The organism is Ruegeria conchae, assembly GCF_000192475.1.
Classification (GTDB): domain Bacteria; phylum Pseudomonadota; class Alphaproteobacteria; order Rhodobacterales; family Rhodobacteraceae; genus Ruegeria; species Ruegeria conchae.
Window position 1 is genome coordinate 245,415 of the sequence record NZ_AEYW01000001.1, and the last position, 15,590, is coordinate 261,004.

Here is a 15,590-nt window from a genome sequence, read left to right on the forward strand (position 1 = left end):
ATTGCGGGCAAGGGCAAGGGAAAGAGGTGACCGGATCACGCTAGCCGGATGTTTCTTTGAAACTGGCCTTATGATGGCGCGGGTTCTAGTGAAAATCCCGGCTCGGGAACAGCCGCTTGGCCTGTTCGCGCGGATGACGGGCGCTTGGGCCGTTCTGTCGGGGACGCGGGGTGTCATCAGCTTGCGGTTGGGTGATGCCGATGGCCTCATCCAGCGGGTGCCCAAGCTCGGACAGTTTGTGCGACATATCAGTGATCTCCTGCGCGATCAGGTGCACGACGATCCCCTCGCGCTGCAGATACCCGCGGACCTGCAACAACCGCCCGCCCATCACGATGCGGCGAAACCGTTCATAGACCTTAGGCCAGACAACCACATTGCTGACCCCGGTTTCATCCTCGAGCGTTAGAAAGATCACGCCCGAGGCGGTTCCCGGCCGTTGGCGTGTGATCACCAGCCCGCACACGCTGTAGCGGCCCAGCGGGATGTCCTGCAGCGTGGCATGGGGCACAAGGCCGGGGATGGACGGGCGCAACAGCTCCATCGGGTGTGAACGTAGGGTCAGGCGGGTCGAGACGTAGTCTTCGACCACTTCCTCGCCCAGATGCATCACCGGCAGGTTCACCTGTGGTTCGTTAATGCTTTCCCCATCGATCGGGTCATTGAACAGTGGCAGGGCGGTTCGGCTGCGGATGGCTTTGACATGCCACAGGGCGTCGCGCCGGGTCAGATCCATACCGGAAAACGCATCCGCCTCGGCCAGACGGGTCAGTACATCCGGGCGCAGTCCTGCGCGCAGCCACAGCGTTTCGGGGTCCGGATACCCATTACCCCGCGCGGCCACGATCCAATCCGCATCCTCCTGCTTGAACCCTTTGATCTGGCGAAAACCCAGCCGCAGGGCCAGCGCCCCGTCGGCGCGGCGTTCCAGCAGATTGTCCCAGGTCGAGGTGTTAACGCAGACCGGGCGGATCTCGACCCCATGCTCGCGCGCGTCCCGCGCGATCTGGGCCGGGGCGTAAAACCCCATGGGTTGCGAATTCAACAGCGCGCAGGCAAAGATCGCCGGGTGGTGGCATTTCATCCAGGCCGAGACATAGGCGAGCATCGCAAAAGCCGCCGCATGGCTTTCGGGAAAGCCGTAATCGGCAAAGCCTTCGATCTGGCCAAAGCAGCGGTCGGCGACCTCGGGCGTATAGCCATTGTTCAGCATCCCCGCGATGAACTTGTCGCGATAAGTGCCAATGGTCCCCATGCGCCGGAACGAGGCCAGCGAGCGGCGCAGGTGGTCGGCCTCTTCCGCCGAAAACCCTGCACCAACCACGGCGATTTGCAGGGCCTGTTCCTGAAACAGCGGCACGCCCAGCGTGCGCCGTGTCACCTCTTCCAAAGCGGGGCCGAAGGGTTCGGACTTTTCCAGCCCGTTGCGCCGCCGGATATAGGGCTGCACCATATCGCCCTGAATGGGGCCGGGGCGGACGATGGCGACCTCGATCACCAGATCGTAGAACTCACGCGGCCTCATCCGGGGCAGGAAATTCATCTGTGCCCGGCTTTCGACCTGAAACACGCCCACCGCATCGGCGGCGCACAGCATGTCATAGGTCGCCGTGTCCTCTTGCGGGACGGTGGCGATGCTGAGGGTTTCGCTGTTGTGTTGCTGCATCAGGTCAAACGCCTTGCGGATACAGCTGAGCATCCCCAGCCCCAATATATCCACCTTCAGAATGCCAAGCGCATCGATGTCGTCCTTGTCCCACTCGATCACGGTGCGATCTTCCATCGCGGCGTTTTCAATCGGGCACAGCTCATCCAGCCGCCCTTTGGTGATGACAAACCCGCCTACATGCTGCGACAGATGGCGGGGGAAGCCGATGATCTCGCCAATCAGTCGAACCGTCTGCATCAGGCGCCGGTCTTTGAGGTCGAGGCCGAGTTCCTGCAGCCTCTCGGCGTCAACGCCGCCATTGCTCATCCCCCAGATCTGGCCGGACAGACCTGCGGTGACGTCCTGAGACAGGCCCATCACCTTGCCCACCTCGCGGATTGCCGCGCGGGATCGGAAATGGATGACCGTGGCACAGAGGCCCGCGCGGTGGCGGCCATATTTCTCGTAAATCCACTGGATCACCTCTTCGCGCCGCTCGTGTTCGAAATCCACATCGATATCCGGCGGCTCACCCCGGTACTTCGAGACAAAACGCTCGAACACCATGGCGATCATGTCGGGGCTGACATCGGTGATGCCCAGCAGATAACACAGGATCGAATTGGCGGCAGATCCGCGCCCCTGGCACAGAATGCCCTGCGAGCGGGCGAATTGCACAATGTCATGCACGGTCAGGAAATAGGCCGGGAAATCCAGATCGGCGACCAGGGCCAGTTCCTTTTTCATCAGACTGATGGCCTTCTCGGTCGGGCCATCGGGATAGCGCCGTTTCAACCCCTCGCGCGCCAGACGTTCCAGTCGCGCCAGCGGGGTCTCGGTGCTGGCGATCTCGTCTGGGTATTCGTAAGACAGCTCGCTCAGGTCAAAGCTGCAGCGGTCGGCGATTTCCAACGTGCGGCGCAGCGCGCCGGGGTGATCCTGAAACAGCCGGGCCATATCCGCATAGCCTTTCAGCCGCCGCTCGGCATTGGGCAGGGCGCGGGTGCCGATCTGGTCAATGGTGATGTGTTCGCGCATGCAGGTCAGCACATCGGCCAGTTGGCGGCGGTTGCCACGGTGCATCAGCACATCGCCTACCGCCACCATGGGGGCCGAGGCCCGCAGCGCCGCCTGCGCACAGGCCGCTAGATAAGCCCGGTCACTGCCGTCATAGCGCGGCACAGCGCCCAGAAAGACCGCATTGGGGAATTGCCGCCGGACGGTCTGAATGTCGGGGATGGCCTGTTTCAACCCTGCCTGAGGCAGTGCGATCAGGATCATCCCCTGACAGGACGCCAGCATGTCTTTCAGGTCCAGATGGCAGTCGCCTTTCTCGGCCCGTCGTTTGCCCCGCGTCAGCAGGCGGGTCAGTCGCTGATAGGCGGCGCGGTCGCGGGGCAGGGCCAGCCAGTGCACCGCGCTGTCGCGCAGAACCAGACGGCAGCCGACGATCAGCTTGGGCAGGGCGGGTACGTCCGGTTTGTCGATCGGCTGCACATGCCCGACCTCTTGCCGGGATGAGGAATCGAGCCGGTGTTGCGAGCGGATTTGAACCGCGCCTTCCGCCTCGCGCCGCAGCTCTTTCAATGTGCTCCAGCCCCGGACCACCCCGGCCAGAGAGTTCCGGTCGGTGATCGCGATGGCCTTCAGGCCCAGCTCTGCCGCGCGGGTCACCAGCTCTTCTGGGTGTGAGGCTCCGGTCAGGAAGGTGAAATTGGTGGTTACGCCCAGCTCGGCATAGCCGGGTTCCTGCGCGTGTGAGCTGGGCGGGTTCGGTTTGGTCATGCGAATTCCCCATGCACGAACCATCCCGGATTTTGCGGCGTGTAATACAGCCACAACCGTCGCCCCTGCCGGGTTTCAACCTGCCAGTAATCGCGCAAACCCGTGCGCCAGTTCTCATCTTCCAGCCACCATTCGGGGCAGATGCGTTCGGGGCCGGTTGAGCGGCCTGTGGTCAGCGACATGCGTCGCCAGCGAAAGCGGCGCGGCGGGTGCGGGCCTGATCCGGCGATAGGTTCCGGCGGAAACAGTTGCAGGGGGCGGGGGCGCAGGGCGACCCAACCGCCTGCAGGATCGGAATAGGCGGCGGGCGAGATGATGAAGCTGCGTTCGGGGATATGGCTTTGCGCGGGCAGCAAGCGGTGGATCTGATCCAACCCGATCCGGGTACCGATGCGGGTGATCAGGTCATCCAGTTGGTCTTTGCCCCGGCTTGCGGCGCGGCTGATCTGGCGCACCGGCAGGGGTTCCACCAGCGTGGCCTCCAGCCGCAGCTGATCGACGCCAAAGCCTGCATCCACCTCGGTCAATCCACGCTCGAACAGGGGCAGGATGCGATATGGATCACGCAGAGGGCGGGCCAGCCGCAGTTCGACCTGCTGGTGATCCTGATCCACCCGGCGCAAGGTGATGCATAGCTTGCGCGCGCCCATCTCCTGCGCTTTCAGCTTGTCGCAGAGCCGTTCCAGCAGCCGTTCGGCCCCGGCCATCATATCGGACAGTAGCCCAATGGGCTCGGGCAGGGTCATGCGCACGCCGTAATGGGGCGGGTCGGCCAGCGGGGTGATCTGTTCGGGCTGATCCCCCAAGGCCTGATCCAGCCGCATCAGAACCTCGGGGCCAAACCGGCGCGTCAATGGCGCGCGCGGGGTTTGTGCCAGCTCACTAATCCGACGCAGGCCCAGCCGTTGCAGCGCGACCGAGGTATCCTCATCCAGCCGCAGCGCCGCCACCGGTAGGGCGCGGATGGCCTTCAGCGTATCCTGGGTCGCAACCCCTTCGCCATAATGCGCCAGGGCCCAGGCCGCGCCGCGTGTCGGGGCCAGACCGATCTGCACCGCCAGACCGGCGCGGGCCAGACGCCTGCGCATATCGGTCAGCATCATCTCTTCCCCGCCAGCCAGATGAGCCGATCCGGTGATGTCCAGAACCAGCCCATCCTCACCCTCGAGCCCGACCCAGGGGCAATAGCGTGTGGCCCAGCGGCGCAGGGCGTGCAGAAACCGCTGATCTCCTTGCGGGTCGGCAGGATGGCTTTGCAAATCGGGGCAAAAGGCGCGGGCATCGGAATAGGGCATACCGCAATGCAGGCCTTGCCGCTGGGCCTGCGTGTTCAGGCAATACACTCGGTTTGCATTATTCTGTTTCAGCGTCAGAACAAACGGCCCATCGACCGGGCGCAGGCGCAAAGCCCGGTCGCTTGCCAGCCGGGGAAACCAGAGTGAAACGATGCGGCGCTGCATCCCGCCGAACATATAAAACCCCCAAATGTTCTATATTTGTTCTTATATGTTCTTGACCCTCAAAGAGTCGAGTCCTTGAGGGTCAGATCGTCAGGGATTCAGAGCCCGGGCGCTTACTTCAACGCCCGCGCCAGAAAGGCCTGCGTGGTCTGGTGCGAAGGGTGGTCAAACACCGCCTCGGGCGGGCCTTCTTCAATGATCCGTCCGCTGTCGAGGAAACAGATCTTGTCGGCGGCCTCGCGGGCAAAGCCCATTTCATGCGTGGCCATCACCATCGTCATGCCCTGTTTCTTGAGCATCAGCAGAACATCCAGCACCTCGCCCACCAGTTGGGGATCGAGGGCCGAGGTGATTTCATCAAACAGCATGACCTCGGGCTGCATGGCCAAGGCGCGCACGATGGCGACGCGTTGCTGCTGACCGCCCGACAACTGGTCGGGATAATTATGCATCCGGTCGGCCAGTCCGAACCGGGCGAACAGAGCCTCGACCTCGGGCTGCAGTTCGGCGCGGGTCAGCCCACGCACCCGGCGGGGGGCGAGCATGACATTCTCAAGCGCGGTCATATGCGGAAACAGGTTGAAGCTTTGAAAAACGATCCCGATGCGGGCGCGAACCGATTGCGGGTTGAGACCGGGGATCGAGATATCCTCGCCATCCAGAAAGATCGCACCGTCTTCGATGGGTTCCAGCAGGTTGATGCAGCGCAGCAGGGTGGACTTGCCCGACCCGGATGCGCCGATCAGGCAGACCATTTGGCCCTCATCAACGGTCAGGTTGATCCCGTCACAGACCGTGCGGTCGCCAAAGCGTTTCACTACGCCCTGAAGTTCCAATTTGGGCATCAGCGCCTCTCTCGCATTTGGCGGGCCATCAGGTGATCGGCATAGCGGGTGGCCGGAATGGTGACGATCAGGAAGATAATCGCGGCCCCCACATAAGGGGTGAAATTCGCCAGCAGTGATTTGAACACCCCGGCCTGACGGAAGATTTCGACCGGACCGATGAAGCTGAGCAGCGAGACGTCCTTTTGCAGTGCAATCAGCATGTTCATCTGTGATGGCACCACGTTGCGGATGGCCTGCGGCAACACCACGTCGCGCATCACCTGCCGTTCCGACAGACCCAGCGACAGGGCGGCGGCGCGCTGGCTGTGGTGAACGCTGTCGATACCGGAACGGAAGATCTCGGCCACATAGGCCGAATAGGTCAGGATCAGCGCCAGAGAACCCCAGATGTAAGGCGAATTCCATGGACGCGGCAGGCCCAGCCCCGGAATACCGAAGCCGATCAGATAGACCGTCAGGATCACTGGCACGCCGCGAAAAATGTCGGTGAACGCCGCGCCAAAGATGCGCAGCGGAAACAGGGCAGGTGATTTGGCATCCCGCGCCAAGGCAATCAACAGGCCAAGCACGGCGATCGCCGGTGCGGACCATAAAAAGATCATCACGTTGATCCGAAACGCCTCAAGCAATTTCGGGAAGGTTTTGACTAGTGTCTCGCCGTTGAAAAAGCTCTGCTGAACCTTCGACCAACCCGGAGCGAGCGGCACCAGAAAGTAAATCGCGGCCACAACAGTGACCGTGCTTATTGTGGCGATCACCAACGAGCGTCGTCGTTGGTGCGCCTCGTACCGTTCGCGGCGGGTCATCCCCGCCGCCTTGTGATCTGCCATGTTACTTGATCAGAGGGACACCGGTGGTGTCCTGCAGCCATTTGGCCTCGATGTCGGCCAATTTGCCGTTCGCCATCAGCGCTGCCAGCGCCTCGTCCACGCATGCCTTCAGCGGGTTGCCTTCTTCCATCAGCATGCCGAAATGATCGGGATTGTCATTTTCATCCGCCGGGAACTGGCCGATGACTTTTGAGCCTTCGATCATCACCGCGCTCAGGAACAGGGCAGTGGGCAGATCGAATAGGGCCGCATCGATCTGGTTGGCCGACATGGCGGCGTTGACGTCCGCATTGTCGCCATAAAGCAGCGGATCGCTGTCGGGTTGGATGATGCTGGCCAGTTTCGGCACCGCAGTGGTCGAGCCAACGGCCCCCCATTGCAGGCCTTTCAACGCTTCAAGCGTTGGGGCTGTCTCGGTTGAGTTAGGGCTCACCAGAACCGCCATCGGAGCGGTGTAGTAGGGGGTAGAGAAATCAATCACCTGATCGCGCTCAGGCGTGATCGAGTATTGCTGCATATTGACGTCAAATTCCTTGGCGCCGGGTTGGATCGCCTCGTCGAATGAAGATCGGACCCAGACGACATCATCAGCCGCGAACCCCATCTCTTCGGCGACCGCATAGGCCACTGCGGCCTCGAACCCTTCGCCGCTTTCGGGCGCGTCATCAAGTACCCAAGGGTAATAGGCAGGGTTACCTGTTGCGATGGTGAATTTGCCGTCTGTCAGTGTCTTGCCAGCGGCGCATTGGTCCTGCGCATATGCTGCCGTCGAGAGAAACAGAACCGTACTTGCCGCGATCGTGAGTGTCTTGGACATCCGAGTGAATCCTCCTGTTGGATCATTTTGCCGCTACGGTAGTTCTGCCGGTCGGGCCTGTCCAGCAGATGCGTAGCTATTGGGCTTCGACTGGATTCGATTTCTATCTTATTTCAGATGATCGAAAGCCCGCCTAAATAGCAGCAACAAAATTCGGGAATGAGCTCCAAAGTGACTGGTGCAGTGTCGACGCCGAATGTCAGTTTTGGCAAAACCGGTATCGACGATATCAGATGTTGATTGCCTCGCGGAGGTAGTTATGGACGAAAGATTTTGCCCTCTTGCATGCTAAAATAAGATCGTTCCACTGGATCAGGCCGCACGCGATCGCCGTGGCCATTGCGCAGCCTGTGCCGCGCATCGTTGCTACTTCTAGCCTCGGTGCCGTCAGTATATTCTGCTCTGTAAGTGTGTACAGATGATCGTCGGAGGTTTCACCCGATGCATGGCCTCCCTTGATCAACACGGCCTGCGCTCCTTGGGACAAAAACCAATCTGCCTGCGCCGCGATCTGGTCGTCGGTCTCCGCCACAGGATATCCTGAAAGTGCTGCCGCTTCGAGTAGGTTCGGGGTGACTAGCTGGGCCTGCGACAGCAACGTTCTGGGAAACTGCCCTGACATGAGTTGACGTCCCGAGCTGGCTTTTAGCACCGGGTCCAGGACAATGGGGCACGATTGCCTATGGATGGCGTTGCCAACCGCATTAGCAATTTCTTCATTACCAAGCATGCCGATTTTGATGGCAGCAGGAGCGGTTGTGGCCAATGCGGCTTTGATCTGGCTGGCGAGCATTTCCGTCGATATGAGTTGGGTATTGAATACCATATCATCTGATTGAGCGGTCACCGCCGTGACAATGGGAAGGACCTGACATCCAAGTTTTTGGGCCACCCAGGCATCTCGGATCAGGCCTGCGCCCCCGCTACTGTCGGTTCCGCCGATTATCATGATCGGCTTCATTTACAGGCCCTCGCAGCCAACAAAGCGAGGTTGGTTTCACCCTGCGCCTGCAAGCCCTTTGCCGCCCGCCAAGCTCGTAATCCGCTTAGGCAGCACAAGACTACCCTTTGCCTTGAAAACAGAAACTGATCGCGCAACTCGGCTTCGGAAATGCGCTCAGCTTCTGGGCGGATTTTCTTAGGTGCTTCGTGATGGCTCCTCAGTTCAATGATCAGGTCAGAGCATTGCAACATCGTTTCTGCGATGAAAGGGATTGCGGTTTCGGGTTCTGGGTTGCCCAGAAAGCTGAACCCGCCAAAATGCATTCCAGAAAGATCTGCTGTTATCATCTGCCCTAATGCTGGCTGTGCACCCAAAAGGACTTTGATCGCGATCTGTGCCTGCAATGCGCCGATGACGCCTACCACGGGCCCCAGCACACCTGCAGTTGCGCAAGTCGCTCCGGTTGCGGGCAATTCAGGGAACACGGCACGTAGAGACGGTGCGCCCCCGCAAAACCCGCCGATATATCCGGTTTGCCCCAGAACGCTTGCTGAGACGAGCGGCGAATCTTCAGCCAGACAGGCATCTGACAAGATATATGAGGCCGCGAAACTGTCCGCCGCGTCGATCACCAGATCCGCCTTGGCTGCGATCTCTGGTGCTCTAGTTGGGCCGATCGACTCTACATTTGCTGAAACTTCCACCTGTGGATTGAGCGCGCGCAGAGCATCGCGCGCGGCAAGTGCTTTAGGCTTGCCGATATCCGGCATGCCATAAAGAGGTTGGCGGTGCAGGTTGCTTTCCTCGACCTCATCCGGATCAAAGATCGAGATATTCCCAATGCCTGCGCCCACCAGGTATTGCAGGACAGGGCAGCCTAACCCGCCGGCCCCGACGACCGCGACATGGGCTTTGCCCAATCTGGACTGACCGGCCTCGCCGATTTCAGGCAACTGCATCTGGCGGGCATACCTGCTCATGTGTTGCACACCCGCAACCATTCGCGCGTGCGGGATTCGGGGTCGGCGGACTGTTGAATGTCTGTCACCACGGCGGCACTATCCGCACCGGCGGCAAAAACACCGGGCGCACGCTCTGGGGTCAGACCGCCAATTGCGACTAACGGGACGGTTCCGGCCCTTGTTTTCCATCGGGTCACACGGTCCAATCCCTGCGGCTTCCATTTCATTTTTTTCAGTAGGGTCGAATAGACCGGGCCAAGCGCCACATAGGCCGGATCAGAGGATAAGGCACGGTCAAGTTCGGCTTCGTCATGAGTTGAGAGGCCAATACGCACGCCCGCACGACGAAGGGCTGCAAAATCGGCAGTGTCCATATCCTCCTGCCCTAGATGGACAAAGTTACAATTGAGATCCAACGCCACCTGCCAGTAGTCATTCACCACAAGTTGGGCTCGATGGACAGCGCAGATGTCGCGGGCTCGGGCGATCTGACGACGAACTTCGGGCTCTGGCATATCCTTGATACGCAATTGCACAAGCTTCACACCCTGAGGCACCAACAGTTCCAACCGCCCCACATGGCCGGTGATCAGATAGAACCGTTCCATCACATCAACTCCGCGAGGCCGAGTACGGGAGTGGAAGGCACCGCCACATCTCTCCGATCAATTGGATCAGAGATAAAACCCGCACGCCCGGCCTCGACCGCCAGGGCCATGGCTCGTGCCATGCCGACGGGATCGCCCGCCTTGGCCACCGCGGTATTGAGCAGGATCGCATCCATACCCAGTTCCATGGCCTGTATCGCATCAGAGGGCCGTCCGATTCCGGCATCGACGATCAGAGGAACATCCGGAAAATGCGCACGCATCGTCCGCAAAGCATCAGGCGTGCGCAACCCTTGGCCTGAACCGATGGGCGCTCCCCAAGGCATTAGGACTTCGCATCCCGCTTCCAGCAGCTTCTCACCCACAATCAGGTCATCCGTCATGTACGGGAAAACTTTGAAACCATCGGTCGTCAGAATACGTGCGGCTTCGACCAAGGCGAAGACATCCGGCTGCAGGTTATCCGCGTGGCCAATCACCTCCAGCTTGATCCAATCGGTTGCAAAAAGCTCACGAGCCATTTGTGCGGTTGTCACAGCCTCTTGGACCGAATGGCACCCGGCAGTGTTGGGCAGGATGTGGGCACCCGTTGCGCGTAGCATGTCCCAGAACCCTGCACCTGTCCCATCCGCTGTTTCGCGACGCAGGCTGACAGTGACCACCTCGCAATCACTGGCGCGGATCGCTTGGTGCAGAATTGCGGGAGATGGATATTGCGCAGTGCCTAGAAACATAGGCACCGAAATATCGACATCGTAGATTTTCATGTCAGCCCCCTTGCATCGGGGCCAGAACTTCCAGCCGGTCGCCTATATTCAACACGGTTACGCTGCGCGCAGACGCCGGTACAAACTGGCCATTTAGCGCCGTTGCGATGGCGGGACTGATAAAGCCAAGCTCGACAAGCGCCGCGTCAAGCGTTTCGGCAGATACTTCATGCGCTTTGGCATTCACTGTGATGTGCATGTTTCGTCTCCGGAATGAGATGTTGGACCACCCTGGCCGCCATTGCCGGGGCCAGAAGGAAGCCGTGACGATAAAGACCGTTCAGATGCAGAGTGTCGCCACGCTGAACAAGGCGAGGAAGGTTGTCGGGAAAGGCCGGGCGTAACCCGCTACCGGTCTCTATGACGCTGGCTTCGGCGAAACCAGGGTGGATGGCAAATGCCGCAGCAAGTAGTTCGGAAAGCGAACGCAGGGTTACCGGACGCTCGGACGAGCTTTCGATCATTGTGCCGCCGATCATATAGTGGTTGTCTCTACGCGGGACGAGGTAGAGCGGAATGCGCGGATGCAATAGGCGGATGGTTCGGCTGATCGTGACCTCCGGGCAATGCAGTATCGCCATCTCACCGCGCACAGGGCGCAGATTGGTCAGAGCGGCTTGAATACCTGTGCAATCCAGATCGACATGCCCCTGTGCTTTGGTTCCAAGAAGGATCTCAACACCCAGAGCCTGCGCTGCCTTGGCCAGGTCCCGCAGTGCGCGTTGCGGATCGAGGTGGGCCTCGAATTCATAAAACAACCCGCGCGAAAACCGGCCTGCTAAAGACGGTTCCAAGGCGCTGATGTCAGCGACGTCCATCTCACGATACCCGAAGGTGCGCCGGGCAAAGCGCGTCAACTCTGCCCTGTCGCGGGCCGGGGCGACCACCAACGTACCAAGACGGGTGACGGCTGTGATGTCCGCCCACCATTCAGCCGCCCCCTCACCAAGAGTGATTACTTCTTCCTCGGCATTTTCACGTTCGCACCACGGAGCCAACATGCCACCGGCGAACCGAGAAACGCTCCCATCTCCGATCTCGGTGCCGGCTTCGTACACGCGTACCCGGACCCCCGCCCGCGCAAGCTCCAAGGCTGAGGTGAGGCCGGCGAGACCGGCCCCCGCGATGGTAATCATTCGCTCGATTCCTCGACGGGCATATAAAGATCGCCCCCCTCGCGGTATTTAGCAGCCATGGCCTCCATCCCCTCTTTCTGCGCTTCGGCACGGATGTCATGGGAAATCCGCATCGAGCAGAATTTTGGCCCGCACATGGAGCAGAAATGCGCTACTTTATGGGCCTGTTTGGGCAAGGTCTGGTCATGAAAATCGCGTGCAGTGTCAGGATCAAGCGACAGGTTGAACTGGTCCTCCCAGCGGAATTCGAACCGCGCCCGGCTTAGCGCATCATCGCGTCGCTGTGCGCCAGGCAGCCCTTTGGCCAGATCGGCAGCATGCGCGGCAATTTTGTATGTGATCACTCCAGTTTTGACGTCATCGCGGTCTGGTAGGCCCAGATGCTCTTTGGGCGTGACGTAGCAAAGCATGGCGCAACCGAACCAACCGATCATCGCTGCGCCAATACCGCTCGTGATGTGATCATAACCCGGCGCGATATCGGTGGTAAGCGGCCCAAGCGTATAGAAAGGCGCTTCGTGGCAGCATTCCAACTGCTTATCCATGTTTTCCTTGATCTTGTGCATGGCCACATGGCCCGGCCCTTCGATCATCACCTGGCAGTCTTTGGCCCAGGCGATTTTCGTCAGCTCACCCAAGGTCGCTAGCTCAGCAAATTGCGCCTCATCATTGGCGTCGGCGATTGAACCAGGGCGCAACCCGTCACCCAAGCTGAAGGCCACATCATAACGACGGCAGATGTCGCAAATCTCTTCGAAGTGTTCATAAAGAAGCGACTCCTTGTGGTGATGCAGGCACCACTTGGCCATGATCGAGCCGCCGCGCGAGACAATGCCAGTCACACGGTTGACCGTCATGGGCACCATATGCAGGCGTACACCCGCGTGGATGGTGAAATAGTCCACGCCCTGTTCGGCCTGTTCGATCAGAGTATCGCGAAAGACTTCCCAGGTCAGATCCTCGGCAATACCGTTCACCTTTTCCAGCGCCTGATACATCGGGACAGTCCCGATCGGCACTGGGGAATTGCGAATGATCCATTCGCGGGTGTTATGGATGTTGCGCCCGGTTGAGAGATCCATAACCGTGTCAGCACCCCAACGGATGGCCCAGATCATCTTGTCGACCTCTTCCTCCATGCTGGAGGTCACGGCGGAGGTTCCCATATTGGCATTCACCTTTACCAGAAAGTTTCGACCGATGATCATCGGTTCGCTTTCTGGGTGGTTGATGTTGGCCGGGATGATCGCACGCCCTGCGGCAATTTCAGAGCGGACAAATTCCGGCGTCACATAGTCGGGGATATTGGCCCCAAAGTCGTTCCCGTCCCGATGGCAAGGTGACGTTTCGCGCAGCTGGTTTTCGCGGATCGCTGCAAACTCCATTTCCGGGGTGACGATCCCGGCCCGTGCGTAGGCCAACTGTGTTGGAGCCAACCCATCCTTACCACGCAGCGGTCGTGGCTTGATTGGAAATTCAGGTGTCAGCTTGTCCCCGTGAACAAACCCGTTATCGGCATCAGTGATCTCGCGTCCCTCATAGGTTTCGACATCACCGCGTGCCTTGATCCATTCGGCGCGCACTGGTGCCAGACCCTGCCTAATGTCCGTCAGCACTTTCGGATCGGTGTAAGGGCCTGAACTGTCATAGACAGGTAGCGGAGCTTCACCGGCTGTCGGATGTGTCGAAATTTCGCGCATAGGCACGCGGATGTCGGAATGCAACTCGCCAGCGACATAGATTTTGCGCGATGCCGGCAATTCATCGGTGGTAATATTTGGGTTTGGTACGTTCACTTTGGCGCTCCTCAAGCTCAGGTCTCAAAAAGACACCAGAAGAGTTTGGGAGGAGGCAAAGGCAAAACGTGCCTTGTGTTCCGGTTGCGCAAGCCAGAATGGGCTGTGCGACCTTAGCTTCCTACGCCAGTGTCAACTGGGTCAGGTTCAAAGGGTCGCATCACCGGGTTCTCACCCAATCAGCCTCTCAGTCCCTTGGGCGGGACTCCCCTGCGTAGGTTTGCGATAGGATGGAACAGCCGGTTTGTAAAGTCTCAAGAAACAACCTTTCGCGCAATCGCGGTGAATGCACACTTTGTCCGCATAGCGGGCAATCAGGCGGGTTGGTCTGACGACAGTTTCAGTTGGGATTGAAGCGCTCAATCAGTACTACCGGAAACCGTATTGGCTAAATCGAGAATAGTGTCGATGCTCTACACCGACCCGAACGGCGTTTACCCACGGAGATGTCCGAAAAAGAAACCCGCCAAAATTTGGCGGGTTTCGGTGCTCTAGTGGATAGCCTGTATTGTAGGATCAGCCGAAGACACGCCCCAACGCGCCGTCTACAGCGTCGGTGATCTGGTCGATATCGTCCGCTGTTGCGATCAGCGCTGGCGAGAAGCACAGCGTGTTGTTGCGGCTGGGGATCGAACGGTTGGTAACACCGATGATAACGCCCTGTGCCATACAGTCAGCCACGACGGCCTGTGCCTGCTTTTCGTCCACCGGCTCTTTGGAACCGCGATCCGCGACCAGTTCGGCACCCAGGAACAAGCCTTTGCCACGCACGTCGCCGATAACCTTGTGCTTTTCCATCAGCGCCTGCAGGTTGCCCATCATGCGATCACCCATGTCGACGCAGTTCTGCAGCAGGTTTTCATCCTGAATGATGCGCATGTTCTCAACCGCCGCTGCCGGACCGGCGGTGCAGCCGCCAAAGGTCGAGATATCGCGGAAATAGCTCATCGGGTCTGACGCGTCGTCCTTGAACATGTCAAAGACTTCCTCGGTGGTCACCATGCAGGCAATCGCGGCATAGCCCGAGGCAACGCCTTTGGCCATGGTCACGAAGTCAGGCTTGATGCCGTATTGCTGGTATCCGAACCAGGTGCCGGTCCGGCCAACGCCGCAGACAACCTCGTCAATGTGCAGCAGCACGTCGTATTTCTTGCAGATTTCCTGCACGCGGGGCCAATAGCCTTCGGGCGCTTCGATAACGCCACCGCCTGCGGTCACCGGCTCAAGGCACAGGGCGCCAACGGTGTCGGGGCCTTCGCGCAGGATGACCTCTTCGATCTGGTTGGCAGCCCATTCACCAAAGTTCTCTTCCGGCGCGCCATCCAACTCGTGCTTGCGGTATTCCATGCAATGCGGAACGCGCACAAAATCGGGTGCAAAGGGGCCGTATTGCGCGGTGCGCTCGTCTTGACCGCCTGCCGACATCGTCGCCAGGGTCGAGCCGTGGTAGTCGCGGTCGCGATACAGGATTTTGGTCTTCTTGCCGCCGTACTTCTTGTGCGCGATCTGGCGGATCATTTTGAACGCCTTCTCGTTCGCCTCAGAGCCCGAGTTGGTGTAGTACACGCGGCTCATGCCCGGCATCTTGTCGATCAGCATTTCCGCGAAATTCGAACCGGGGATCGAACCTGCGGTATTGGCGAAGTAGCACAGCTTCATCAGCTGGTCATAAACCGCCTTACAGATGGATTCGCGGCCATAGCCCACATTCACCGTCCAGACCCCGCCAGAGACAGCATCCAGATGCTCTTTGCCCTTCTGGTCCCACACGCGCATGCCTTTGCCTTCGACAATGATACGGGGGTCATTGGTCTCAAACGGCTTGTGCTGGATCAGGTGATGCCAGATGTGGGCGCGGTCGGCTTCGACGACGCGGGAAAGATCGTTTTCGTTGAACGTGCCGTCCATGACATGTCCTTTCAAAAGTGAGGCGCGCGGGGAATCAGTAACTCCTAGCGGGCGCAAAGTGACGTGATACTGCAGATCAACG

The 15,590-nt window shown here is 59.6% G+C and carries 13 protein-coding genes and 1 riboswitch; all 13 genes read right to left on the reverse strand.

The genetic code is table 11. The annotated features are described in order from the left end of the window. Window positions 1–85 precede the first annotated feature (85 nt). Window positions 86–3,433 carry an error-prone DNA polymerase gene (locus G7G_RS0101305; RefSeq protein WP_010437535.1) on the reverse strand — a complete coding sequence of 1,116 codons (3,348 nt, stop codon included), beginning with the start codon at window positions 3,431–3,433 and terminating at the stop codon, window positions 86–88. Beyond that, window positions 3,430–4,905: a Y-family DNA polymerase gene (locus G7G_RS0101310; RefSeq protein WP_010437536.1), complete on the reverse strand. Its 1,476-nt coding sequence runs from the start codon at window positions 4,903–4,905 to the stop codon at window positions 3,430–3,432. The genes G7G_RS0101305 and G7G_RS0101310 overlap by 4 nt, the downstream gene beginning before the upstream one ends. Before the next feature lie 101 nt (window positions 4,906–5,006). After that, window positions 5,007–5,738, reverse strand: a complete 732-nt coding sequence (locus G7G_RS0101315; protein WP_010437537.1) for an amino acid ABC transporter ATP-binding protein — start codon at window positions 5,736–5,738, stop codon at window positions 5,007–5,009. Continuing rightward, window positions 5,738–6,571 (reverse strand): amino acid ABC transporter permease, encoded by an 834-nt coding sequence (locus G7G_RS0101320; protein ID WP_010437538.1) that lies wholly within the window; start codon window positions 6,569–6,571, stop codon window positions 5,738–5,740. Before G7G_RS0101320 ends, G7G_RS0101315 begins: the two co-directional genes overlap by 1 nt. A gap of 1 nt (window position 6,572) precedes the next feature. Next, on the reverse strand, window positions 6,573–7,388 hold the full coding sequence (locus G7G_RS0101325) for an ABC transporter substrate-binding protein (protein ID WP_010437539.1): 816 nt from the start codon (window positions 7,386–7,388) through the stop codon (window positions 6,573–6,575). A 229-nt stretch (window positions 7,389–7,617) separates the two neighbouring features. Next, window positions 7,618–8,349, reverse strand: a complete 732-nt coding sequence (thiD, locus tag G7G_RS0101330) for a bifunctional hydroxymethylpyrimidine kinase/phosphomethylpyrimidine kinase (RefSeq protein ID WP_010437541.1) — start codon at window positions 8,347–8,349, stop codon at window positions 7,618–7,620. Continuing rightward, on the reverse strand, window positions 8,346–9,311 hold the full coding sequence (locus G7G_RS0101335; protein ID WP_029621601.1) for a HesA/MoeB/ThiF family protein: 966 nt from the start codon (window positions 9,309–9,311) through the stop codon (window positions 8,346–8,348). The genes thiD and G7G_RS0101335 overlap by 4 nt, the downstream gene beginning before the upstream one ends. Then, window positions 9,308–9,901, reverse strand: coding sequence for a thiamine phosphate synthase (locus G7G_RS0101340; RefSeq protein WP_010437544.1), 594 nt, complete (start codon window positions 9,899–9,901; stop codon window positions 9,308–9,310). Before G7G_RS0101340 ends, G7G_RS0101335 begins: the two co-directional genes overlap by 4 nt. After that, a complete protein-coding gene (locus G7G_RS0101345) occupies window positions 9,901–10,668 on the reverse strand; it encodes a thiazole synthase (RefSeq protein WP_010437545.1) in 768 nt (255 codons plus the stop codon). Before G7G_RS0101345 ends, G7G_RS0101340 begins: the two co-directional genes overlap by 1 nt. 1 nt (window position 10,669) lies before the next feature. Then, the gene (gene thiS / locus G7G_RS0101350; RefSeq protein ID WP_010437546.1) at window positions 10,670–10,867 is read right to left on the reverse strand and encodes a sulfur carrier protein ThiS; all 198 of its coding nucleotides are present in this window, start codon (window positions 10,865–10,867) and stop codon (window positions 10,670–10,672) included. Continuing rightward, the gene (locus G7G_RS0101355) at window positions 10,836–11,804 is read right to left on the reverse strand and encodes an FAD-dependent oxidoreductase (protein ID WP_010437547.1); all 969 of its coding nucleotides are present in this window, start codon (window positions 11,802–11,804) and stop codon (window positions 10,836–10,838) included. The genes thiS and G7G_RS0101355 overlap by 32 nt, the downstream gene beginning before the upstream one ends. Further along, window positions 11,801–13,600, reverse strand: coding sequence for a phosphomethylpyrimidine synthase ThiC (thiC, locus tag G7G_RS0101360; protein WP_010437549.1), 1,800 nt, complete (start codon window positions 13,598–13,600; stop codon window positions 11,801–11,803). The genes G7G_RS0101355 and thiC overlap by 4 nt, the downstream gene beginning before the upstream one ends. A gap of 101 nt (window positions 13,601–13,701) precedes the next feature. Continuing rightward, a riboswitch (TPP riboswitch) is annotated at window positions 13,702–13,822 on the reverse strand. 294 nt (window positions 13,823–14,116) lie between these two features. Further along, window positions 14,117–15,508: an aminotransferase family protein gene (locus G7G_RS0101365; RefSeq protein WP_010437550.1), complete on the reverse strand. Its 1,392-nt coding sequence runs from the start codon at window positions 15,506–15,508 to the stop codon at window positions 14,117–14,119. Window positions 15,509–15,590 lie beyond the last annotated feature (82 nt).